Source organism: Bradyrhizobium sp. Ken01, assembly GCF_055807355.1.
On record NZ_JBVVPC010000008.1, the window covers coordinates 182,949 to 205,118 of the forward strand.

20 protein-coding genes are annotated in these 22,170 nt (G+C 64.3%); 10 read left to right on the plus strand and 10 right to left on the minus strand.

Features of this window, described 5'->3' with window-relative positions; all coding sequences use genetic code 11:
* The first annotated feature begins 172 nt into the window (after window positions 1-172).
* The 3 genes from AC0L3S_RS11370 (at window position 173) to AC0L3S_RS11380 (ending at window position 2,848) form a co-directional block, all read left to right on the plus strand.
* A complete protein-coding gene (locus tag AC0L3S_RS11370) occupies window positions 173-1,825 on the plus strand; it encodes an NAD-dependent malic enzyme (protein WP_473279115.1) in 1,653 nt (550 codons plus the stop codon).
* A 239-nt stretch (window positions 1,826-2,064) separates the two neighbouring features.
* Window positions 2,065-2,580, plus strand: a complete 516-nt coding sequence (locus tag AC0L3S_RS11375) for a septal ring lytic transglycosylase RlpA family protein (protein ID WP_473279117.1) — start codon at window positions 2,065-2,067, stop codon at window positions 2,578-2,580.
* 112 nt (window positions 2,581-2,692) lie between these two features.
* A complete protein-coding gene (locus AC0L3S_RS11380) occupies window positions 2,693-2,848 on the plus strand; it encodes a hypothetical protein (protein ID WP_014493103.1) in 156 nt (51 codons plus the stop codon).
* 21 nt (window positions 2,849-2,869) lie between these two features.
* Here AC0L3S_RS11380 and AC0L3S_RS11385 read toward each other — a convergent pair whose 3' ends face one another.
* From AC0L3S_RS11385 to AC0L3S_RS11395, 3 genes are all read right to left on the minus strand, one after another.
* Window positions 2,870-3,175: a hypothetical protein gene (locus tag AC0L3S_RS11385; RefSeq protein WP_473260468.1), complete on the minus strand. Its 306-nt coding sequence runs from the start codon at window positions 3,173-3,175 to the stop codon at window positions 2,870-2,872.
* Between the two features lie 88 nt (window positions 3,176-3,263).
* Window positions 3,264-3,536: a hypothetical protein gene (locus tag AC0L3S_RS11390; protein ID WP_473260466.1), complete on the minus strand. Its 273-nt coding sequence runs from the start codon at window positions 3,534-3,536 to the stop codon at window positions 3,264-3,266.
* Between the two features lie 130 nt (window positions 3,537-3,666).
* Entirely contained in the window at window positions 3,667-6,357 is a 2,691-nt protein-coding gene (locus tag AC0L3S_RS11395; protein ID WP_473279118.1) for a flavin-containing monooxygenase, read from the minus strand.
* A gap of 261 nt (window positions 6,358-6,618) precedes the next feature.
* Here AC0L3S_RS11395 and AC0L3S_RS11400 point away from each other — a divergent pair, with 261 nt between their 5' ends.
* Together AC0L3S_RS11400 and AC0L3S_RS11405 are read left to right on the plus strand one after the other, a co-directional pair.
* Entirely contained in the window at window positions 6,619-6,795 is a 177-nt protein-coding gene (locus tag AC0L3S_RS11400; RefSeq protein WP_245286308.1) for a hypothetical protein, read from the plus strand.
* Between the two features lie 80 nt (window positions 6,796-6,875).
* Window positions 6,876-8,336 (plus strand): carboxylesterase/lipase family protein, encoded by a 1,461-nt coding sequence (locus AC0L3S_RS11405; protein ID WP_473279120.1) that lies wholly within the window; start codon window positions 6,876-6,878, stop codon window positions 8,334-8,336.
* A 17-nt stretch (window positions 8,337-8,353) separates the two neighbouring features.
* On the opposite strand, the gene AC0L3S_RS11410 is transcribed toward AC0L3S_RS11405, so the two are convergent.
* Window positions 8,354-8,533: a hypothetical protein gene (locus tag AC0L3S_RS11410; RefSeq protein WP_027519499.1), complete on the minus strand. Its 180-nt coding sequence runs from the start codon at window positions 8,531-8,533 to the stop codon at window positions 8,354-8,356.
* A 158-nt stretch (window positions 8,534-8,691) separates the two neighbouring features.
* Here AC0L3S_RS11410 and AC0L3S_RS11415 point away from each other — a divergent pair, with 158 nt between their 5' ends.
* Window positions 8,692-9,486: a DODA-type extradiol aromatic ring-opening family dioxygenase gene (locus AC0L3S_RS11415; protein ID WP_473279123.1), complete on the plus strand. Its 795-nt coding sequence runs from the start codon at window positions 8,692-8,694 to the stop codon at window positions 9,484-9,486.
* A 95-nt stretch (window positions 9,487-9,581) separates the two neighbouring features.
* On the opposite strand, the gene AC0L3S_RS11420 is transcribed toward AC0L3S_RS11415, so the two are convergent.
* The 3 genes from AC0L3S_RS11420 to glgC form a co-directional block, all read right to left on the minus strand.
* Window positions 9,582-9,842 carry a SemiSWEET transporter gene (locus AC0L3S_RS11420; protein WP_247500855.1) on the minus strand — a complete coding sequence of 87 codons (261 nt, stop codon included), beginning with the start codon at window positions 9,840-9,842 and terminating at the stop codon, window positions 9,582-9,584.
* Window positions 9,843-10,086: 244 nt separating this feature from the next.
* Window positions 10,087-11,541 carry a glycogen synthase GlgA gene (gene glgA / locus AC0L3S_RS11425; RefSeq protein WP_473279124.1) on the minus strand — a complete coding sequence of 485 codons (1,455 nt, stop codon included), beginning with the start codon at window positions 11,539-11,541 and terminating at the stop codon, window positions 10,087-10,089.
* On the minus strand, window positions 11,538-12,800 hold the full coding sequence (glgC, locus tag AC0L3S_RS11430; protein WP_473279125.1) for a glucose-1-phosphate adenylyltransferase: 1,263 nt from the start codon (window positions 12,798-12,800) through the stop codon (window positions 11,538-11,540). The genes glgA and glgC overlap by 4 nt, the downstream gene beginning before the upstream one ends.
* Before the next feature lie 334 nt (window positions 12,801-13,134).
* On the opposite strand from glgC, the gene AC0L3S_RS11435 reads away from it, so the two are divergent.
* A complete protein-coding gene (locus AC0L3S_RS11435) occupies window positions 13,135-13,590 on the plus strand; it encodes a hypothetical protein (protein WP_473279126.1) in 456 nt (151 codons plus the stop codon).
* A gap of 204 nt (window positions 13,591-13,794) precedes the next feature.
* Here the strand turns inward: AC0L3S_RS11435 and AC0L3S_RS11440 are convergent, their stop codons facing one another.
* Window positions 13,795-13,974, minus strand: coding sequence for a hypothetical protein (locus AC0L3S_RS11440; RefSeq protein ID WP_473279128.1), 180 nt, complete (start codon window positions 13,972-13,974; stop codon window positions 13,795-13,797).
* A gap of 202 nt (window positions 13,975-14,176) precedes the next feature.
* On the opposite strand from AC0L3S_RS11440, the gene AC0L3S_RS11445 reads away from it, so the two are divergent.
* Window positions 14,177-17,248 (plus strand): ATP-binding protein, encoded by a 3,072-nt coding sequence (locus AC0L3S_RS11445; protein ID WP_473279129.1) that lies wholly within the window; start codon window positions 14,177-14,179, stop codon window positions 17,246-17,248.
* An 8-nt stretch (window positions 17,249-17,256) separates the two neighbouring features.
* On the opposite strand, the gene AC0L3S_RS11450 is transcribed toward AC0L3S_RS11445, so the two are convergent.
* Together AC0L3S_RS11450 and AC0L3S_RS11455 are read right to left on the minus strand one after the other, a co-directional pair.
* A complete protein-coding gene (locus AC0L3S_RS11450; RefSeq protein WP_473279131.1) occupies window positions 17,257-18,351 on the minus strand; it encodes a catalase family protein in 1,095 nt (364 codons plus the stop codon).
* 382 nt (window positions 18,352-18,733) lie between these two features.
* Window positions 18,734-19,714, minus strand: coding sequence for an ABC transporter substrate-binding protein (locus tag AC0L3S_RS11455; protein ID WP_473279132.1), 981 nt, complete (start codon window positions 19,712-19,714; stop codon window positions 18,734-18,736).
* A 476-nt stretch (window positions 19,715-20,190) separates the two neighbouring features.
* Between AC0L3S_RS11455 and AC0L3S_RS11460 the strand changes: the two genes are divergently transcribed.
* Both AC0L3S_RS11460 and AC0L3S_RS11465 read left to right on the plus strand, forming a co-directional pair.
* Window positions 20,191-21,294: an ABC transporter substrate-binding protein gene (locus tag AC0L3S_RS11460; protein WP_473279134.1), complete on the plus strand. Its 1,104-nt coding sequence runs from the start codon at window positions 20,191-20,193 to the stop codon at window positions 21,292-21,294.
* A partial coding sequence (locus AC0L3S_RS11465; RefSeq protein WP_473279135.1) for an ABC transporter permease occupies window positions 21,272-22,170 on the plus strand: 899 nt, incomplete at its 3' end. The genes AC0L3S_RS11460 and AC0L3S_RS11465, both read left to right, overlap by 23 nt.

A 22,170-nucleotide genomic window follows, 5' to 3' on the forward strand; every position in this document is an offset into this window, starting at 1 on the left:
CGGCCCCCTCATGCCGAGGAGCGCCAGCCTTGCGGCGTTAACCTTTGCCTCTCACGAAACCTCGCTGCGGTGCGGGATCACGATCCTTGCCGCAGGCTTCTGCGTCCTTGATCTCGGGTGAGCGCTGGCCGACAATGACCGCCCTTCAATAAGAAACTCCCTGGGGGAATTCGTGAATAGACCGGCTCGGGTCAGCGCCCATTCGACATCGTCCGATTCCGTGCACGGCATGGCGCTGCTGCGCGATCCCCTGCTCAACAAGGGCACCGCCTTCACCGCGCAGGAGCGCGATGCGCTCGGCCTGCGCGGCTTGCTGCCGCCTTGCGTGCTGACGATGGAGACCCAGGTCGAGCGGGTGCTCGTCAATCTGCGCACGCTGCCGACCGATCTCGAAAAATATGTCGCGCTGAATGCGTTGCATGATCGCAACGAGGCGCTGTTCTTCCGCGTCGTCGTCGACAATATCGACGAGATCCAGCCGATCATCTACACGCCGACGGTCGGGCTCGCCTGCCAGAAATACGGCCTGATCTTCCAGCGCCCACGCGGCATGTTCATCTCCTCGCGCGATCGCGGCCAGATCGGCGAGATCCTGAAGAACTGGCCCTATCCGGCCAAGCTGATCGTCGTCACCGATGGCGAGCGCATCCTCGGCCTCGGCGATCTCGGCGCCAATGGCATGGGCATTCCGGTCGGAAAACTCTCGCTTTATTCGGCCTGTGCCGGCGTGCATCCCGAAACGTGCCTGCCGATCGTGCTCGACGTCGGCACCAACAACGAAGAGCTGCTGAAAGACCCGTATTATCTCGGCTTGCGCGAGCGGCGGCTCACGGGCGAGGCCTATGACAGCTTCGTCGACGAGTTCATGGTCGCCGCGCGGAAGACCTTTCCCGGTGTGTTGATCCAGTTCGAGGATTTCGCCAATCATTCGGCGTTCAAGCTGCTGCACAAATACCGCGATGAGGCCTGCGTCTTCAACGACGACATCCAGGGCACGGCTGCGGTGGCGCTCGCCGGCCTTTTTTCGGCCCTGCGCGTCAATGGCGGCAAGCTGAAGGATCAGCGAATCCTGTTCCTCGGCGCGGGCGAGGCCGCGACCGGCATCGCCGATCTCGTGACGTCCGCCATGATGGCGGAAGGTGCCTCTGAAGCCGAGGCGCTCCGCCGCAACTGGCTGGTGGATTCCCGCGGCCTCGTCGTCGGCGGCCGTGAAGGCCTGTCCGGTCACAAGCTTCGTTACGCCCATGCCGACCAGGCGCCGATCGCCGACTTCCTTACCGCGATCAGGACGCTGAAGCCGACGGCGATCATCGGCGTTGCCGCGGTCGGCGGCGCCTTCACGCCCGACGTGCTCAAGGCGATGGCCGAGCTCAACGAACAGCCGATCGTGTTCGCGCTCTCCAATCCGACCTCGAAGGCCGAATGTTCGGCGGAGGACGCCTACCGCTACACCGGGGGCCGCGCGCTGTTTGCCTGCGGCAGTCCGTATGACCCGGTCAAGCTCAACGGCCGCACCTTCGTGCCGCGCCAGGGCAACAATTCCTACATCTTCCCGGGCGTCGGTCTCGGCGTCATCGCCAGCCGCTCGCGGCTGGTGACGGACGAGATGTTCATGGCGGCCGCCCATACGCTCGCCAATTGCGTCGGCAAGGACGATCTTGCGCAGGGCAGCCTTTACCCGGCGCTGCCGCGCATCCGCGAGGTCTCGGTCCGCATCGCCGCCGCCGTTGCCGATGTCGCTTTTCAGCGCGGGCTCGCGGACGGCCCCGCGCCCAATGACGTGAAGGGACTGGTTCAGTCGCAGATGTACGAGCCGCAGTACTAGCGCTTACATTCAAGCCGGACTCGCGGAGGCGGCTCCTCACCACTCCCTCTCCCCGCAAAAACGGGGGAGAGGGAGTGAGAGAGGTGCTCGCGAAAGAATCTGTCTCGATTCAGGACAAGCCAGTGTGGTGGAATCGCCACAGCTAAACCGAAACGGCTGCGGCCGCAGGCGCGCTTTCGTTCCGACAAGGTTCTGCCCTCATTGCCCGCCGAAACTCGGGGCCATTCGGAGGGCGCATCATGTCTTGCTTTGCACGTGCCGAAACTGCCCGGATCTCGCCGGCAAGCCTGTGCCGGATCCTGCTCGCCATCATCGGTGCGGCGTCGCTTGCGGCGTGTGCGCAGTCGCCGGTCGGCCGCCAGAAGGCCGATCTAGGCACCCACCGCCAAGCCGCTGTCGAACGACCGCACAGGGTGGCGGCGCTGCATCCGCGTCCGATCAGCCGAGCGCGCGTCCCTGACGGTGACGCAAAGCAAAGCGTCTCGCACGGCATCGCCAGCTTCTATTCGGATACGGAGACGGCGAGCGGCGAGAGGTTCGACAAGAACGAATTGACCGCGGCCCATCCCAGCCTGCCGTTCGGCACCAAGCTGCGCGTCACCGACGTCTCATCCGGCCGTTTCGTGACCGTCAGGATCAACGATCGCGGTCCGTATGTTCGCGGACGCGTGGTCGACATCTCTCCCTCCGCGGCCGAGGCGCTCGGCATGGTCGACAAGGGTGTCACCAATGTCCGGCTCGATGTGGTGCGATAATTTCCAGCTGCATCGATCCGAAACGCTGTGCTTAACCGGCTGTTAGCCGCCTCCAGCCACGATGGATACCCGAGCAATTCGGGACTCCAAATCGCACTCTTGGGAGCGACGTTTGAACACGATCCAGTATCTCGAAGATCAGGCCGCACGCGCCGAGCGGCTGGCCAAGCGGATCACGGATACGTTGACGATCGAAAAGCTCCTGACCTTCGCAGGCGAACGCCGCCGCGAGATCGAGGTCATCGCCGGCAAGTACCGGCGCGCCTGATTTTCATCATCCCATGCACGCTCAGCTGTGGCTCTCGACGAAGTCGCTGAGATAATCGGGTAGCGTCACGCCATCGATGTCACAGCGCGCCCGAATCTCGCCGGCGACCTCGGTCGAGATATCCTTCATCCAGTGCTCGAGCGTGTTGAACGAGATGACCCTGACGGGGTCGTTGAAGCAGCCGGCGACAAGCTCGCCGATCGTGGCGTCGAGATCGCTTCGCTCGATAGGGATTTCGGTCGCCTTGTCGAGGCGATCGATCACCACGAACAGGGTCTGGTCTGCGCCATAGGGCACGACCGGGGCTGGCACGCCGGCTTCAAGCATGTGAGGCACTCACGCCTTCGTCTCCGATCACCATCAACGGGAAAAACCGGAAGAAGGTTCCTGCGCTCAGCCGGTGCTTCTGCGGGGATCAGAGAAATTCTCTCAGCCGCGCCAGCTCCGTGATGTGCTCGGGCGAGAGGATGTCGGTGACCAGCGGCGGCTGCGCGATCGTGCGGATCTCATAGAGATGCCTGGTCGCCGCCGGTTTCGCCATGAACGCCGAGATGCATTCGTCGAGCGTGCCCTCGATCACCTGGTAGGACGCTCGGTCCGACCGTCGCTGGTTCGCAAGCGATGGCCATTTATGCAGCACCGCAAGGACACCAAAATCGACCTTTGAATCCGCAATCACATCCCCCATCGTCCCGCCTCACGCAAAAAGAACCCCGGCACACGATCGTGCGTACCGGGGCCTACACCGATTACTGCATCTCAATGCCACAGCACCAAACGCCATGACCGGGAAATAGTTCCCGGCCAATTGTTCGCTTTCAGCTCGCGGCCGCCGCGATCCTCTGTCCGGGATTGGTGCGGCCGTGGCTGGTCTCATCGCCGCGACCAACTTCGGGCGGCAGCCCGGCGAACCGCCGCAAGGCCTCGGCCATCTGCACCCGGCCCGGCGCGCCGGTGATGATCACGTCCACCATCGTGAAGGACGAATGGAAATGACCGGGCGCCTTGAGCTGCTCGACCGGGACGCCGGCGGCTGCCATCGCCTCGGCATAGGCGATGCCTTCGTCGCGCAGCGGATCGAATTCGCAGGTGACGACGAAGGCCGGCGGCAGTCCTGCGACCTTGCCGCGGAGCGGCGAGACGCGCGGATCGGTGCGGTCGGCCGGCGAGCAATAGAGGTCCCAGAACCAGTACATCAGCGAACGGGTCAGGAAATAGCCGGTCGCATTGTCGTTGTAGGAGGGGCGGTCGAAGCTGCAGTCGGTGACCGGGCAGATCAGGAGCTGGCCCGCGATCTCAGGGCCGCCGCGATCGCGTGCAAGCTGGCAGGTGACGGCGGCGATGTTGCCGCCGGCACTCCAGCCCGCGACCAGCACCGGGCCCGGCCTGCCGCCGAGCTCGGCGGCGTGCTCGGCAATCCAGCGCGTCGCCGCATAGCCGTCTTCGGCCGCGGTCGGGAAACGATGCTCGGGCGCATGACGATAGCCGACGCTGACGAGCATCATGCCGGTTCGCCGCACCATGTCGCGGCAGAACGGCTCGTCCGACTGCTCGTCGCCGAGCACCCAGCCGCCGCCGTGGAAATAGACCACCACGGGATGCGGCCCTGATGTTGCCGGCTTGTAGACCCGATAAGGCAAGGGACCGTCGGCGCCGGGCAGCGTGCCGTCGACGATCTCGCCGATCGGCCGTCCAGCGGGACGGCCCTTGTTGAACTCATTGACGAAGGCGCAGGCGCCTTCCGCACCCATCGACTCGATCGGCGGCAGGTTGAGCGATGCCAGCAGGTTGAGCACCAGCCGCACATCGGGCTGGAGGCGCACCACCTCGCCGTCATTGCATTGCGCGGCGACGTTGGGACCGGTCAGCTTGAAGCCGAGCATGCCGCGGCTGACCACCTCGTCGCAGATGCTGCGATAGGGACCGACGCCGCCGGTATAGGGCATCAGGCCCTGCACCTTGCCGGGCACGTTGGCGCCCGTGTACCAGGTGTTGGCGAGCCGGTGCAGCGTCACCATCGAGCAGTCGGCCATGTGCCTGTTCCAGCCGGCCTGCGCCGTCTCCGTCGGCTCGATCGTGGTGAACCCGGCGTCGCGCAATGCTGCGAGGCGGTCGACGACCCAGTCGACATGCTGCTCGATCGACACCGCCATGTTCGACAGCACCGACGGGCTGCCGGGTCCGGTGATCATGAAGAAGTTCGGAAAGCCTGCGACGGTGAGCCCGAGATAGGTCTGCGGCCCCTGCGCCCAGACGTCGGTGAGCGACTTGCCGCCACGTCCGGTGATCGGATGCACGGCGCGGATCGCGCCGGTCATGGCGTCGAAGCCCGTCGCGAACACGATCACGTCCACGTCGATGCTGCGCTTGGCCGTGGTAATCCCACTGGCGGTGATCGCCTTGATCGGCTCCTGGCGCAGATTGACCAGCGTGACGTTCGGCCGGTTGTAGGTCGCGTAATAGTTGGTATCGAGGCAGGGGCGTTTGGCGCCGAACGGGTGATCGTCTGGGACCAGCGCCGCGGCGGTCTCGGGGTCTATGACGGCAGCGCGGATCTTCTCGCGGATCAGGTCCTGGACGATCTTGTTGCCGTCGATGTCCACCGCCTGGTCGGCCCAGAGCTGGGTCAGGATGTGGATGAGGTCGCCAGCCGCCCAGGCGCGTTCGAACCGCTCACGACGTTCGGCATCGCTCAATTGCCAGCTCACGACCGTCTGCTGCGGATAGGGCACGCCGGCCATGGACTGGCGCGCCTGCTCGCGATAGGCCGCGCGATCGCCTTGCAGCAGGCTCATGCGATCGGAAGGCGCAGGGCCGTTATGGGCCGGCAATGCGAAATTCGGCGTGCGCTGGAACACGGTCAGGTGTGCGGCCTGCTCGGCGATCAGCGGGATCGACTGAATGGCCGACGATCCCGTGCCGATTACCGCGACGCGTTTTCCCGCGAGATTGACGCCGTCATGCGGCCAGCGTCCGGTGAAATAGACCTCGCGCTTGAAGTCCTTTACGCCGTCGATCTCCGGCGGCTTCGGCGCCGAGAGGCAGCCGGTGGCCATGATGTAATGGCGGCAGGAGACCGGCGCGCCATTGTCGGTGGTCAGCTGCCAGCGTTCGGTCGCCTCGTCCCATTTCGCTTCGGTGACCTTGGTCTTGAAGCGGATGTCAGGCCTGAGATCGTAGCGGTCGGCGACGAAGCCGAGATAGCGCAGGATTTCGGGCTGGGTCGCGTATTTCTCCGACCAGGTCCAGGCGGTCTCGAGGTCGGGATCGAAGGTGTAGCTGTAGTCGATGGTCTGGATGTCGCAGCGCGCGCCGGGATATCGGTTCCAGTACCAGGTGCCGCCGACATCGCCGGCTTCTTCGAGGCCTACCGCCGTGAGGCCGGCCTTGCGCAGCCGGTGGAGAAGATAGAGGCCGGCAAATCCGGCACCGACCACGGCGACATCGACCTGCTGACTGGTTCCGCGCCCCGCGACAGAGGCACGTGCAGCAACCATTGCATCAGGCATGGCATTTCCTCCCGTGTGTTTTGTTTTGCCGGCAGGCTATCGCTGCAGGTTCGGCTTGTCATCAGAACAAGTGCAATCTTCGGTGGCCGTTTGCGGCGTCATCGTGGCTGCGCGAACGTTGCTTCAATGCACGCATCGCGATGCACAATGGCCGTGATTACCCGGGCTAATCATGTACGATCCGTCTGTGTATGCTTGCGGCTACAAGCCACGCGTTCTCAGGGCGTCATGACAGAGTTGAGTGAGCGGACCAAAGCGAACATGGACGTTGTCCTGGAGGAGACGTGCCGCCAACTGCCGCACGGCGGTGATCACGACAGCCGCAGGTTCATCGCCGAGCGGCTGATCGAGGCGGCGCGGTCCGGTCACACCACGCTCGGTGAGCTCGGCATCATCGCACGCCACGCACTGGCGGAGCTTGCCGCCAAGCGGAGCTAGGCGCAGCCGCAGCGCTTGCCTCGCAGCGGGCCACGGACATAACCTGCTCAAATCCTTCCGCGCATCGAGATGCTCCGAAGATGCGGTCCGTGTTCGCGCTGTTTGCGACGTCTCTGGTCCTCTGTTGCGCCGGCCCGGCCGTGGCCCAGCCGGTCGGCCAGTTTCCATTTGCGCTGACGCGCGAAGGACAGATGCTTGGCGCCGTCGAAGGCGAAGTAGCCTCGTTCAAGGGGCTGGCTTATGCGGCCGCGCCGATCGGGCCGCTGCGCTGGCGTCCGCCGCAGGCCGCGCCCGAGAGTTCGGAGATGCGCACCGCCTATGCGTATGGCGCGCCGTGTCTTCAGCCGTCGCTGCCGGGATCAAGCGAGGATTGCCTGACGCTGAACGTGTTCCGGCCGTTCGGGGTCGACGGCCCGCTGCCGGTGATGATGTTCATCCACGACGGTGCTTTCGTCAGCGGCACCGCGAACGATCCGCTGTTCGACGGTGCCAGGCTCGCGCAGGCCGGCCTCATCGTGGTGACAGTGAATTTTCGCCTCGGCGCGTTCGGCTGGCTCAGCGATCCCGCGCTGTCGGAAGATGGCTCCGGCAATTACGGCCTGATGGACCAGATCGCGGCGCTGCATTGGGTGCACGACAACATCGCGGCCTTCGGCGGCGATCCCACCAACGTCACCTTGTTCGGCAGTGGCGCAGGCGCGACCTCGATCGCGCTGCTGATGCTGTCTGAGCAATCGCGCGATCTCTTCCGGAAAGCCATTCTGCAATCGATCCCCGGCCGTGCGCGCCTGCGTTCGGCACAAGAGGCCGAGATTGTGGGCCGGCAATTCGTGGCGGCGCTGGGGCGACAGGCCGACTTACGCACAACCGAACCGCAGCGCCTGCTTGCCGTCGAAAAGCATCTGTTGGAAAAATCGCCGCGCAGCTTCGGGCCGACGATCGATGGACGTCTGGTGAGCGAGGAGGTCGCCGCGGGCTTCGCGGCCGGACATGAGAGCCGCATTCCCCTGATCATCGGCTCGAACGACGACGAGACCGGTTTCGACGGCGAGCTGGATATCCGGGAAGAGCTGGCATCGTCAGGCACCACCAGCGATGAGCTGCGCAGGCTCTATCCGGACCTCGCCAGACCTTCCGGCCGCGCGGCAAGGTTCTACACCGACAGGGTGTTCTCCGAGCCGGTAAGATTGCTGGCGCGCCTGCATGCCGCAAGCGGTGCGCCGAGCTTTCGATATCGCTTTGCCTATGTGCCGGAGGCACGGCGCGCAAACGCCGAGGGCGGTCACGGGCGAGAATTGCAGTTCATCTTCGGCGTCGAAGGCATGCCAGGTGCGGGCATCCTGTCACGAGCCGATCGCGAGGTCGCAAATCGCATGCGCGCCTACTGGATCAATTTCGCCAGGAGCGGCGATCCCAACAGTCCGGACCTGCCCCATTGGGACGCGGCTGCAGGCAGCGATCGCCTGCTGCTGATCGCGAACGATCGCATCGCGAGCGGAGACGACCCCTGGTCGGAGCGCCTCGACCGGTTCGGGCGTTAGGGCAGGTTGAGTTGGACTTAAGCCGCGAGCTCGACCCGCGGCGCCGGGCTCAGCCGGTCTTCCTCCAGATAATCCATCGCACCGTCTTTCTCGACGGCGTAGAACTGCTGGCCTTCCTTCGACCTGTAGGCGGCGCGCACGACGCCGCGGCGGCCCTTGTCACTGTTGACGACGTCCCCCAACGCAAACTTCTTCATTTCACGTCCCTGGCTGCTGGCCGACTCCTTCGGCTACGCCGAGGATTCTGGGCGGAAAATCGTTAACGTCTTGCTAACCATACCGGTTTGCCTATGCTCACGGCCGATCGCGCGGGCAGCTCGCACGCGCATGTCGCCAATGAAACGAGCCTTCGCCCATGGTGCGATTTCCGACCTTCTTCCTGTCGCATGGCGGCGGTCCCTGGCCCTTCATGGAAGACAGGCGGGTGCAATATGCGAAGACCGCCGAGGCGTTCGGCCGGCTGCCGCAGCTCTTGCCGGAGAAGCCCAAGGCCGTGCTCGTCATCACAGGACATTGGGAGGCTGACGCCTTCACCGTGTCCACCTCGGCGCATCCGCCGATGGTGTACGACTATCACGGTTTCCCCGAGCACACCTATCACCTCAAATATCCCGCGCCGGGGCGGCCCGAGCTCGCCGCCGAGGTGAAGGCGCTGCTCATTCGCGCGGGCGTCGATTGCCGGGAGGATCCCAACCAGGGGTTCGATCACGGCACCTTCGTGCCGCTCGGGCTGATGTATCCGAACGCCGACATGCCGATCGTGCTGCTGTCGCTGAGATCGAGTTACGATCCGGCCGAGCACATCAGGGTGGGGCAGGCGATTACTTCACTGCGGGACGAAGGCATTCTGATCGTCGGCAGCGGGCTGACCTATCACAACATGCGCGGGTTCGGCCGCGCGGAGTCGAAGCCGGTCTCGTATGATTTCGAGGCCTATCTGAACGAGGCGATCAGCCACAAGGATGCGGCGCGCCGCAATGCGATGCTGGTTGACTGGGAGAACGCACCGAGCGCGCGCCTGGCCCATCCGCGCGAGGACCATCTGCTGCCGCTGATGGTGGCCGCCGGCGCCGCCGGCAGCGACGTGGGCAAGCGCGTCTTCGTCGACGAGGTCGCGAATGTCGCGATGGCGTCGTACGTGTTCGGATGAATCGTAGGGTGGATTAGCTAAGCGTAATCCACCATCGGCGGCAGTGAAGGCGGCGGAGTACGCCTTCGGCTAATCCGCCCTACGCAGCTCCGAGCTCATCCGTATTTCAGCTTCATGAACAGGATGCCGCCGGCGAGCACCATGGTGACGGCGTTGGCGGCGACGAGGGGCGCATCGCCCGACAGCAGGCCGTAGACGAGCCAGAGCGCCAGCCCCAGCACCATGACCAGGAACATGCCGAGCGAAATATCGCCGGTGGAGCGGGTCTTCCACACTTTGATGGCTTGCGGCGCGTAGGCCACGGTGGTGCAGGTCGCGGCGGCAAAGCCGATCAGCTTGATCAAGAACGGGTCCATGACGGCTCTATAGCATTGATTCGACGATGGTGATGGGTCTGGAACGGCGATCCAGGCGACAGCCTGTGCGCGCGCCTCGTCCTTCGAGACGGCGCTTACGCGCCTCCTCAGGATGAGGCCAAGCAGCACCGGGGCTGTCAAAATCGCTGCCGCGTACTCCGCCCTCATCCTGAGGAGCTCGCGGAACGGGCGTCTCGAAGGATGGGCCCGCAGGAACGCTATTCAAAGCGACACGCCTGTCTCCTCAGGCGCGCGCGGTCATGAGGCCACGATAGAGCGCGGCATAGTCACCGGCGCGGTTGCGCCAGGACACGTCGGTCGCAAGGCCGCTCAGTTGCAGCCGGCGCCAGGTCAGCTTGTCGTGAAAGGCGATGTTGGCCTTGCGCAGCGTGCCAGCGAGGGCATCCGCGGTGACGGGTGCGAACTTGAAGCCGGTGGCATCGTGACCCGATTTGTCGGCCTCGCCGATATCGACGATGGTATCCTCGAGGCCGCCGACGCGCGAAACGATGGGCACGGCGCCGTAGCGCAGCGCGCAGAGCTGGGTCAGGCCGCATGGCTCGAACCGCGAGGGCACGATGAGCGCGTCCGAGCCGGCCTGGATCAGATGGGCCATGATCTCGTCATAGCCGATCACGACCCCGATGCGGCCGGGGTTCGCGCGCGCAACGGCCTGATAGCGATCCTGCAGATCGCGGTCGCCGCTGCCGAGCAGCGCGAGCTGCATGCCTTCGCGCAAAATGGTCGGAATGGCTTCGAGCAGGAGATCGAGCCCCTTCTGCCACGACAGGCGGCTGATGACGCCGAGCAATGGCGCTTCGTCCGAGGAATCCAGATTGAACTGTTGCTGAAGCACCGCCTTGTTGGCGGCCCGGAACGTGAGGTCCTCCGCGCCGAAGCGGTAGGCGATGTGCGGATCTTCTTGCGGATTCCAAACGGATACATCGATGCCGTTGAGGATTCCGCTCAGCACGTTGGCGCGGGCGCGAAGCAGGCCGCCGAACCCCATGCCGCCCTCGTCGGTCTGGATCTCCAGCGCATAGGTCGGCGAGACCGTGGTGATGCGATCAGCGAATTGCAGGCCCGCCTTCAAAAAACTGATGCCGCCGAAATATTCGAGGTCGTTGACGCCATAGGCGCGCCAGGGCAGGCCAATCGAACCGATCAGCTCGGGCGCGAACTTGCCCTGATAGGCCATGTTGTGGATGGTCATCACAGTGGCGGGCCGCGGACGGTTGTCGTAATGCAGATAGGCCGGCGCGAGCCCGGCCTGCCAGTCATGGGCATGCACCACGTCGGGCACGAAGGCGGGAACGAGGCCGTGGCCGATATCGGCCGCGATACGCGACAGCGCGGCAAACCGCACGCCATTGTCCGCCCAGTCGACGCCTTCGGGCGTCACGTAGGGGTTGCCAGGCCGTGCGTAGAGATGCGGCACGTCGAGCACGAACAGATCGAGTCCGTCATGCGAGCCGGCGAGCAGACGTCCGGGTCCGCCGAAATAATCCGGCCAGCGCCGGATTTCGTCAGCTCCCCCCAGCACCCGCATCACGTCGGGATAACCCGGCATCAAGGTGCGCATCTCGACGTCGTGCGCCTTCAGCGCAATCGGCAGCGCGCCCGCGACATCGGCGAGGCCGCCGGTCTTGACGATAGGATAGACTTCAGAGGCGACCGCGAGGACGCGAACAGGCGTCATGTATTGAGCCTGTCGAGCATCGGCTGGGTGATGAGCGAAATGCCCTGCTCGGTGGTGCGGAAGCGTCTTGCGTCCAACTCGGGATCCTCGCCGACGACGAGCCCTTCCGGGATCTCGACGCCGCGATCGATCACGACGTTCTTCAGGCGCGCGCCGCGGCCGACATTGACGTAGGGCATGATCACGGCGTTCTCGACATTGGCGTAGGAGTTGACGCGCACGCCGGTAAACAGCAGTGAGCGCCGCAGCGAGGCGCCGGAAATGATGCAACCGCCCGAGACCAGCGAGCTCACGGCCTGGCCGCGCCGGCTCTCCTCGTCGTGGACGAATTTTGCCGGCGGTGTGATCTCCGAGTACGACCAGATCGGCCAGGCGCTGTCGAACAAATCGAGTTCGGGGACCACGTCGGTGAGGTCGATATTGGCGGCCCAATAGGCGTCGACCGTGCCGACGTCGCGCCAATAGGCGCGGGGGTCGCGGCCGGAGCGGACGCAGGAGGTCGAGTACTGGTGCGCCATGGCGCGGCCGTTCTTGACGAGGTAGGGGATGATGTCCTTGCCGAAATCGTGGTTGGAGTTCGGATCCTCGGCGTCGCGCTTGAGCTCCTCGAACAGGAATTTCGCGTCGAACACGTAGATGCCCATGCTGGCCAGCGAGACGTCCGGCTTGCCCGGCATCGGCGGCGGATCTTTCGGCTTTTCCAGGAATTCTTTGATCCAGCCGTTCTCGTCGATATGCATGATGCCGAAGCCGGAAGATTCCTGGCGCGGCATCTCCAGGCAGCCGACGGTAACGTCGGCGCCGCTGTCGACATGCTGGCGCAGCATCACCTCGTAATCCATTTTATAGATATGGTCGCCGGCGAGAACCACGATGAAGCGGCAGGCGTGGGATTCGATGATGTCGATGTTCTGGTAGACCGCGTCGGCCGTGCCGACATACCACATGTTTTCGGAGACGCGCTGGCTCGCGGGGAGGATGTCGAAGCTCTCGTTGCGTTCGGGACGGAAGAAGTTCCAGCCCATCTGAAGGTGCCGGATCAGGCTGTGCGCCTTGTACTGGGTCGCGACTGCGATGCGACGGATGCCAGAGTTCACCGCGTTCGACAGCGCGAAATCGATGATGCGGGATTTTCCGCCGAAATAGACCGCGGGCTTGGCACGCCGGTCGGTCAGCTCCAGGAGCCGGCTGCCGCGTCCGCCGGCCAGGACGAACGCCAGCGCCTGACGGGCAAGCGGCTCGGGTCTCGCGGCACTCATGTCATTCTCCCACAACTCTGGCGCTCGCGAGAAGCCTCCCGGCCGCGCTCATTTGGAACCGATAGTAATGGCACGAATAGTAAATCGGGAAGGTGGTTGTTGGTTGCGAATGCGCCGGAAGCTTAATGCTTTGCCGCGGTGATCGGGCCCCAGGCACCGTCTTGCCGGTGTCACACGCGGTGAGGTTGTCGAGCCCGTCGGTACCGGTTGATCAGAATGGAGGCATGTGTCTTGTGCGGTGCACGCAAAACTCGAGGCTTTGACCTCGCGCCAGGATGCCCGATGATGGCGCTGCGATCCATCTCCAAGCCAAACGTCAGAAAGGAGTAAGACGATGAGGGTCTGGAAAACGGCAGCTGCCGGTTCGCTCGCCGCAGCGGTGATGGCGGGGGGAATTCAGCAGGCGGCGGCGGCTCCGCTGCCCACCAATGTCGCAACCATGAAGGCCGCCGTTGGCGATGATGTCACGCAGGTGCACTGGCGCGGCCGAGGATTTGGATGGGGTCTCGGCGGCCTTGCCGCTGGCGCGATCATCGCAGGTGCCATCGCCAGCAGCGCGCCTTACGGCTATGGCTACTATGGCGGCGGGCCCTACTACGGCGGCTACGGATACCCAGGGCCGGGCTATGGTTACGGCTATGGTTACGGCTATGGTTATGCGCCGGCCTATTACGGCTATGGTCCGGCCTATGCCTATCCGCGCTACTATCGGCCTTACCGTCCGTATTTCGGCCCTCGTTACGGCTACTACCGGCCGTATTACCGGCACTATCACCGCGCGTATTGGTGATCGATCAAACGGGTGGACCCGCTCGCCGCAGGGCGACGACGCTGAAGAGGTTTGAGGGCCGCTGGACGCAAGCGGCCCGATCGGCTTGCGCGCGTTGAACCCGGTGATGCGGCACGACGAGCCGGCCATGCCCGGCCGCGACAATCCCGACGCAGATCGCGACGATGATCGCGATCTCGATGCACCATTCGAGCGGTCCCGACCTCATGGCAGGGCGATGGTGTTGGCGAGGTCGGGCCCGGACAGGCCCGGGCCGCCGCACGCAAGATAGATGGCGAGGAGGAAGATGCGGCTGAGGACTGTGAGGCCCAATATGACCCTGACGTCGTAATGGCGAATCGCAAAAGCGAGAGGCGGGATCGCCAAATGTCTTAAAATGCTCATGGCCAACTCCTTGCCAAAATTCAGGCATCGACTGCCTGTCGACGGAAATGACAGCGTGATGAAAAGGCCGTCCGACGCCTTGCCGGCGTCTCTGAAATGGACAGGCCAATGCTAGTGCCGGCGCAGGGCGCAGGTCTTTATCGCGTCCTTACATTTGGCTGAGCTTTCCCTTAAGGTGGGGGAGCATCCGGGGGTTGGAGCCGTGCGTACAGACGCGCTTGCCTTTGGTGAATTCCGCCTCGACCGGGCCAACGCGCTATTGTGGCGAGGCGGGGAGCGGATCGCGCTGGCGCCGAAGCCGTTCGAGGTTCTTTGCCATCTTGTCGGTCGGCCCGGTGAGCTCGTCACCAAGGAAGAGTTGCTCGACGCGGTCTGGTCCGATCTCCACGTCAGCGAGTCGAGCCTCGCGGTTGCCGTGAACGCGCTCCGCTCGGTGCTCGGCGACGACAGGCAATCGCCCAATTACATCGAGACCGTCACGCGGCGCGGCTATCGCTTCATCGCTTCGGTCGCGACCGCCGACTTGCCTCCGGCCGAGCGGGCGGCCGAGGAGGAGGCGGCGTCCGCCACGGAGCAGGTGGTCGATCGACGCCGGCACTGGAGGGTCGGGCGCAACGGGGCACTCGATACGCTGGACAAGGCGTTGCAACTCGCCCGTACCGGACAGCGTCAGGTCGTCTTCATCACCGGCGAGGCCGGGATCGGCAAGACCACCCTCTTGCAAATGACGCTCGACAGGATGAACCAGCAGGGACTGGGCGTGCTGCACTGTAGCTGCAACGAGTTGTTCGGCACCCATGAGGCCTTTCTTCCGCTGATCGGAGCCCTGAACGAGTGCTGCCGTCGAACCGATGGAGCATCGCTGCTGACGTCGATCCGCGAGCACGCGCCGACCTGGCTCGCACAAATGCCCGGATTCCTCGGCGAAGCAGACCGGGCCGCATTCCAGCGCGAGGTCTTTGGCGCAACCCGGGAGCGCATGCTGCGCGAATTTGCCGATCTCATGGAACATCTCGCCGTCAGCCGGCCATGGGTGATCATCCTGGAAGATCTGCACTGGAGCGACTTTGCCACCGTGGATGTGCTCTCCCGGCTGGCACGGCGGGATCGGAGGGCGGCAATCCTCGTGCTGGCCACCTACCGGCCGATGGAAGTCGCCGTCGGCGGACATCCCATCCGTGCGGTTCACCAGGACTTGCGGATTCATGGACACGCCACCGAGCTCGCGCTCGATCGACTGACCGGGACCGACGTCGAGCGCTATCTGTCCCTGCGCTTCAGCTCGGCCGATTTTGCCAAAGAGCTGGTCGAGCGTATCTTCGCGCGAACCGGCGGGCATCCTCTGTTCGTGTCGTCTCTGCTCGATCATCTCGTGGCGCAGGGCGCGCTTGTCGAGCACGAATTGGGCTGGCGGCTGGTCAGCGAAGACGCGGCCTCGCATGACAGCATGCCGGGCGATCTGGAAGGAATGATCAAGCAGCAGATCGATCACCTCACCGTGGACGAGCGCTGCCTGCTCGAGGTCGCCAGTGCGGCGGGAGCGGAGTTTTCCGCGCTCCATATCGCCGGTGCGCTCGACCGTCCCGTGCTGGATGTCGAGCAGATGTGCGAGGACCTGGCGCGGACCGATCGCATTATCGTCGTGGCCGGCATGACCGAGTGGCCGAACGGAGGCGTCTCCGGTCGCTATACGTTCCGGCACGCGCTTTACCAGGAGCTCCTCTATCAGCGGCTTGCGCCGGCGCGCCGCACCAAAACCCATGTGCTGCTTGGGGCGGGGCTCGAGCAGGGCTATGGGCCGCAGGCTGCGGAGATCGCCGCCATTGTCGCGCGTCACTTCGAACTGGGCCGCGATTTCCCAAAAGCGATACATTATCTGGGCGCGGCGGCCGAGGGCTCGGCGCGAAGGTTCAGCACGCGCGAGGCAGCCAATTACCTGTCCCGCGCTTTGGAACTGGTGCCGCATCTGCCGCCGGAGTTTCGGGTGACGACACGTCTGAAGTTGCTGCTTCAGCGCGCCTGGGCCTGGCGAGCCAGTGGAGATTTCCTGAATTCCCTGCAGGATCTCAACGCAGTCGTCGCGCACGCGGCGGAGAACGGGCACGTGCGCGAAGAGGTGAACGCACTGGTCGATCTCAGCAGATTTTGTCTCTACGTCGATCGACGCCAGAGCCTGCCTGTTGCGGAACAGGCTCTTGTCAAGAGTAGGGCGATCGACGACGCGGCATTCAGCGCTCTGGTGCAGGGGAACGTTGCCAATTTGAAGCTGATGCTCTGCGGCTGGGATCGCGAGAATGCGGATCTTGCCGAGCATGCGTCGGCGCTGATCACCGGAGAGCAGGATCTGAGCATGCGGCTGCGACGCTGCTCGATGGAGATGGTGCTGGAGTTCCTGCGCGCGAATTATCCGGCCTGCTGCGATGCGACGACCAGGGGAAAGGAGCTCGCCCGTCTGGTCGGTGACGTCTATCTGTTCGTGCTCTATGAATCGGTCGAGGCGTTTGCCCAGATTTATCTCGGTGAATGGGGGCGGGCGCAACGAAACGTCGTCTCCGCGTTGGCCATCTCGGAGCGGAATGCAAATCCGCAGGCCGTCGCGCTGTGTCATCTCACGATCGGATGGCTGTATTCCGAGGCGGAGGAATATGGCAGCGCGTCACGGCGTGCGGAGGATGCACTCGGCCCGATGATCGAGGCCAATCCGTTCACCTTCTTCGTTGGCAGGAACCTGCTGGCGCGAGCTTATGTCAAGATGGGCGACCTCACTCGGGCGCGGCAGCATCTCGATGCGATGGAGCGGCGAATGGAGGTCGATCGGGTGCCGATGGAGTCGCTGGTCATCCCCCATTATTGGCTCACTTGCTGCGACTATTGGATCGCGACCGGCGATCTGGATCGCGCCCAGAGTTCGGCCAGCCAGTTTCACGAGGTGACGAGCGCGGCACCCGACCGGCCGTTTCTCGCGCTGTGCTACGAGGCCATGGCGAGAATTGCGATCCTGAAGCAGGAGACGCAACTCGCCGGCGCGCATTTGTCGACGGCCATTTCGATTCTCCGGCATACCAGGCTGCCGCACGCCGCCTGGCGCGTTTATCGCACGACAGCGGTGCTCTATGGGAGCCTCGGACAAGCGCAAAGGGCTGCCAAGTGGCGGGACCGCTCCAGCCAGGTGATCGCATCGCTGGCGGAGACGCTTGATCCCGGCGATCCGCTGCGCTCGGCGTCCTTTTTCGACGCAGGCCGGCACACCCGGCCCGATATTGCGGGACGGTGATCGTCGTCTCAAACCGGCAGGTCCGCGATCTCTCGCGGTTCTTCGGGCGGTTGCTTGACCATGCCTTGATTTTGCTGCTGCCGCAGCGTGCGGGAGGCACTGTAGGCATCCCTGCGCAATCGCATGATCGAGCCGAGCGGCTGATGCGCGGCCAGACATCGCCATGGATCGAACGAAAGCACCTCGTCGGAATAGACCCGACGTGCGGGGCTGTCGGCGGTCTGGCGCGGAAGCGTGATCTTGCCGAGTGCTTGCGGCGGCGCGACGTCCTCGGGCCAGTCGATCGAGGCATCTTCGATCGGTGTTCGCTCCAGGTCGGTGCAGAGCTGGGCAGATAATTCGTACTCGGCCGCATTGTCCTTGAAGAAGGCAACGACGCTGTTCAGCACGGCATCATCGGAATCGTGACAGGGCTGGCCGGTGAGTTGGCGAACCGAGGCCGAGATCGGCACCAGGCGAAGCCTTGCGATATAATCGCCAAACCGCAATGCTCCCTCTGTGTGAAAGGTTTCTCCGAGGATGTTGCTGCCGGCATCACCGAGCGCTTTCAAGACGATCGGGATCGGAATGCCTGTTCTGTCCGATGCGGCGACCAGCGCGCGCGCGAGAAAGCCTATGGGTACGTACGCCAGATCAGGCAGGAACAGGGTGCGCTCGACATGGTGCTGTGCGCGCATATAGGCCATCGCATCCGCGAAATAGCTGGGGTGATTGACGAGCAGAAGATCCTGGTTCGTCGTATCGTCGTCGCCGAGCGCCTTGGGCCCAGTCACACCCAGGACCTTGATGGCAAACCCCCGCGGCGAACGTACGCGATCGCTCCTGTTGAATGCGGTGGAGAGGCGGACGATGATCGGGAAGTGGCCAGCCTGCTTGAACAGGCCTTGGCGCAGATGATCCGGCAAATCGTCGTAGACGATCAGTTCGCCCCGGAGATAGCCGGCGCCCTTGGCGTGCTGCTGTCGGGTCCCGTGCTTGTCTTTGCGAAAAGTGAGATCGCTCGTTCGCGAAATCGAGGCAACGATCTCCTCGACGGCGGCCGCTTCCTCGGGCCGGATTTGTTCGACGGACGGATCGTAACGAAGATACTGATCGGCTGACATGGCGCTGGTCTCCAGCCCGAAGGTCGCCTTCCCATTGCAAGCGTCGACGGCCGCAGGGCGGATCACTGTAAGCCCGTCCAGTCGCGATCGGCAACCCGAGAGCGAGTTGTGATTGCCTGGACAAGCCGCGGGGATGAGGCATCCTGTTACCGACGCGATCACACGGTCGATGCTAGGCCAGCGGCGTCTCGGAAGTCCTTATGGGCTCCTTATGTTGTCCTGATGTTTTCCTTAAGGCCGGGGCGGGGAGCGGAGACGCTGGACGGCGTCTAAAGCGATAGCCACACGATCAGGCTCATGCAGGCGAAATGCGCGAGCACGATCGCGGCGAGATGCAGCGGGCCGGCCTTGAGGCGCAGCGCGCGCATCCCGCCGCCTCCGCCTAGTTCGATCCCGCGGCCGCAGCGGTGAAGCTGCGATCGACGGCTTTGCTGACGTCGAGCTTCTTCGGCAGGATGCCGTAGCGCGTCGAGCGGTCGGAGGCTTCCTGCACCTCCTTCACGACGTTCTCGTCGATCGGAATCGGGCTGGTGCGTTGCGCGGTGTAGGCCGAGAGCAGCACGTCCTCCGGCAGCTTGGTCAGCTCGGACGTGCTCTTGGCATATTCGCCGAGATGATCCAGCGACCACAGCCGCGCCTTGTTCAGCCGCTGCACGAGGTCCTGCACCGCCGCGCGCTTGCTGGCGATGGCGTTGTCGGAGGCGACGATGAAGGTGATGGTCGGCGTCAGGCCTTCGCCGTTGGCGATCACGCGGGCTTTGTCCTTGAGCGTCGCGAAGGAGACGTAGGGCTCCCACACCGCCCAAGCGTCGATCGAGCCTGCGACCAATGCGATTTTGGCGTCGACCGGGCCGAGCGGCGCGAACGTCGCATCCTCCAGCTTCATGTTCGCCTTCTCCAGCGTGGCGTCGATCAGAAACTGGCCCCAGCCGCCGCGCGTGCCGGCGAGGCGTTTTCCCTTGAGATCGGCCGGCGATTTAATCGGCGAATCCTGGCGCACGAGAATGGCTTGCGTCTTGGCATCCGACCTGGTGCCGCCGATCGCCTTGATCGGCGCGCCGGCCGCGTAAACGGAAAGGAACGAGAGGTCGCCGGTATAGCCGACGTCGAGCGCGCCGGCGTTGAGCGCTTCGAGGATCGGCGCGGCCGCGGGAAATTCCGACCACTCGATTTTGTAAGGCAGATCCTTCGCGTAGCCGGAGATATCGAGCAGCGAACGATTGCCGCCCTTCTGGTCGCCGACCCGCAGCACGACTGCATCGGCTGCGAACGACGCCGCGGCCGTCGACAGGGTGATGGCGGCGGCAAGCAGCGATGCCGCGAGCCGGCGCGTGATGGAATGATCGAGGGAGTTGATGCTCATGTGGCCTGTCTTGTTGCTTTGCCCACGACGCGTGAGCGAACGATGCAGCGAGACGATCAAGTCTATGGTTGCGCGATGCGCGGTCAATGAAATGGCTAACCGTATTGCGCGCGCGATCCGGAAGGACGTTTCAGCGAGGCGCTGATTTCGAGAACGTGCGGTATGCGCCACCGATGCTGCGCAAAAATGAAGCAGGAGAGGGAGTGGCCTCACGCTCTATCAATTGATCCATCGACGGAAATCCTTTCATCGTCCTTGCACGCACCGATGGAGAGAATGACCTCGCTTCGCGCCACATTCGAAATTCCATTTCATTGACGATACGGCGAACGCGCCGCATGATTTGCGCATCGCATCAAGGCGCCGCAGCAGGCGCCGGCGAGAAGATTTTCTCTCGACGCAGCTCCGCACGGAACAGGCGCAACACAAGCTGTTGTGCCGATGGCGGAGCCGTGCCAGCGCAGGAGTGGAGACGGATGAACGACGACGATAAGCGCGACGGATCGAGGCTCGACCGTCGCCATTTGCTCCAGGCGGGGTTAGCTGCGGCATTCGCCGCGCCGCTCGGTGCCTTCGGTGCGGCACAGGCCTTTGCGCCGCGGGGCATCGCGCCCGGCGTCGATCTCTCGGAGTTTCCGCTGTGCCGGACGGCGTCGGATGCGCCCGTGCTCACCGGCGCGCCGCGCAAGCTCAAGCTGTCCTGGAACGCGGGCGCGGTGTGTCTCGCTCCGGTGCCGGTCGCCATCGAGCACGGCTTCTTCCAGAAGCACAATCTCGATATCGAACTCATCAACTATTCCGGTTCCACCGACCAGCTGCTCGAGGCCATCGCAACCGGCAAGAGCGATGCCGGGCTCGGCATGGCGCTGCGGTGGTTGAAGCCGCTGGAGCAGGGCTTTGACGTCAAGATTGCCGCCGGCACCCATGGCGGCTGCATGCGGGTCCTGACCCGCGCCGATTCCAGCGTGAGCAAGCTCGCCGACCTCAAGGGCAAGATCGTCGCGGTCGGCGATCTCGGCGGCCCCGACAAGAATTTCTTCTCCATTCAGCTCGCCAAACTCGGTATTGATCCGAACAAGGATGTCGACTGGCGCGCATATCCCGGCAACCTTCTCAACGTTGCTGTCGAGAAGGGCGAGGTGCAGGCATTCCTGTCGTCCGACCCGCTGGGTTATCTCTGGCTCAAGGACAGCCAGTACAAGGAGGTCGCCTCCAATCTCGATGGCGAATATCGCGACAAGAGCTGCTGCATCCTCGGCCTGCGCGGCAGCCTGGTGCGCGAGGAGCCGCAGGTCGCGCGTGCCCTGACGCAGGCGCTGCTCGATGCCGCGATGTTCACCGCGCAAAATCCATCCGTGACGGCGAAGTCGTTCCAGCCTTACGCGCCGAAGACCGCATCGCTCGCGGATATCGAGGGCATGGTGCGCTACCACACCCACCATCATCATCCCGTCGGCGAAGTCCTGAAGCGCGAGCTCAAGGCCTATGCCGACGATCTCAAGAGCGTGCAGGTGTTCAAACAGAGCACCGACACGGCCAGATTCGCGGAGCGCATCTATGTCGACGTATTCGCTGTCTGACGGCCTAGCTTCCGGCGCGCCGCGTCTCTCGCGCTCGCCGTGGCTTGCGAGCTGGATCCGGGACTCCGGTGTCGGCATTCTCGCCAGCGTGGCGTGGATTGTCTTCGGGCTGTCCTGCCTGTGGTGGGAGGACGTTGGCGACTGGTCGCGGACGCATTCGCTCGGCATCGCCGCGTTTGTCATCGCGGCCATCGCGCTGTTCGGGACTGTCGGCGCCGATTATCTCGGCTCGGCGGGCCGGGCCTTGCGCCAGCGCGCGCCGTGGCTCGCGCTGCTCGGCGTTGTCCTGACCCTGTGGGAAGTCGCGACGGCGAAATTCGCATGGCTGCCATTGCCGTTCTTCCCGCCGCCGCAGTCGATCATCGAAGTCTACACCGACGATCTGCCAAAACTGCTCGACAGCGTGTTCGCCTCGGTCAAGCTCCAGCTCGGCGGCTATCTGTTCGGCGCGACGGTCGGGTTCCTGACCGGCGTCTCGATCGGCTGGTCGCGCGCGGTCGGCTATTGGGTGCACCCGGTGCTGCGCTTCATCGGCCCGCTGCCGGCGACCGCCTGGCTGCCGATCGCCTTCTTCACGTTCCCGTCGAGTTGGAGCGCATCGACCTTTCTGATCGCGCTGGCAACCGGCTTCCCGGTCACTGTGCTGACCTGGTCGGGTGTCGCGAGCGTGAGCAACGCCTATTACGACGTTGCGCGGACGCTCGGGGCAAAGCCGTCCTTCCTGGTGCTGAAGGTCGCGATCCCCGCGGCGTTGCCGCACGTTTTCGTCGGCCTGTTCATGGGGCTCGGCTCGTCCTTTGCCGTGCTCGTCGTCGCCGAGATGATCGGCGTCAAGGCCGGGCTCGGCTGGTACCTGCAATGGGCGCAGGGCTGGGC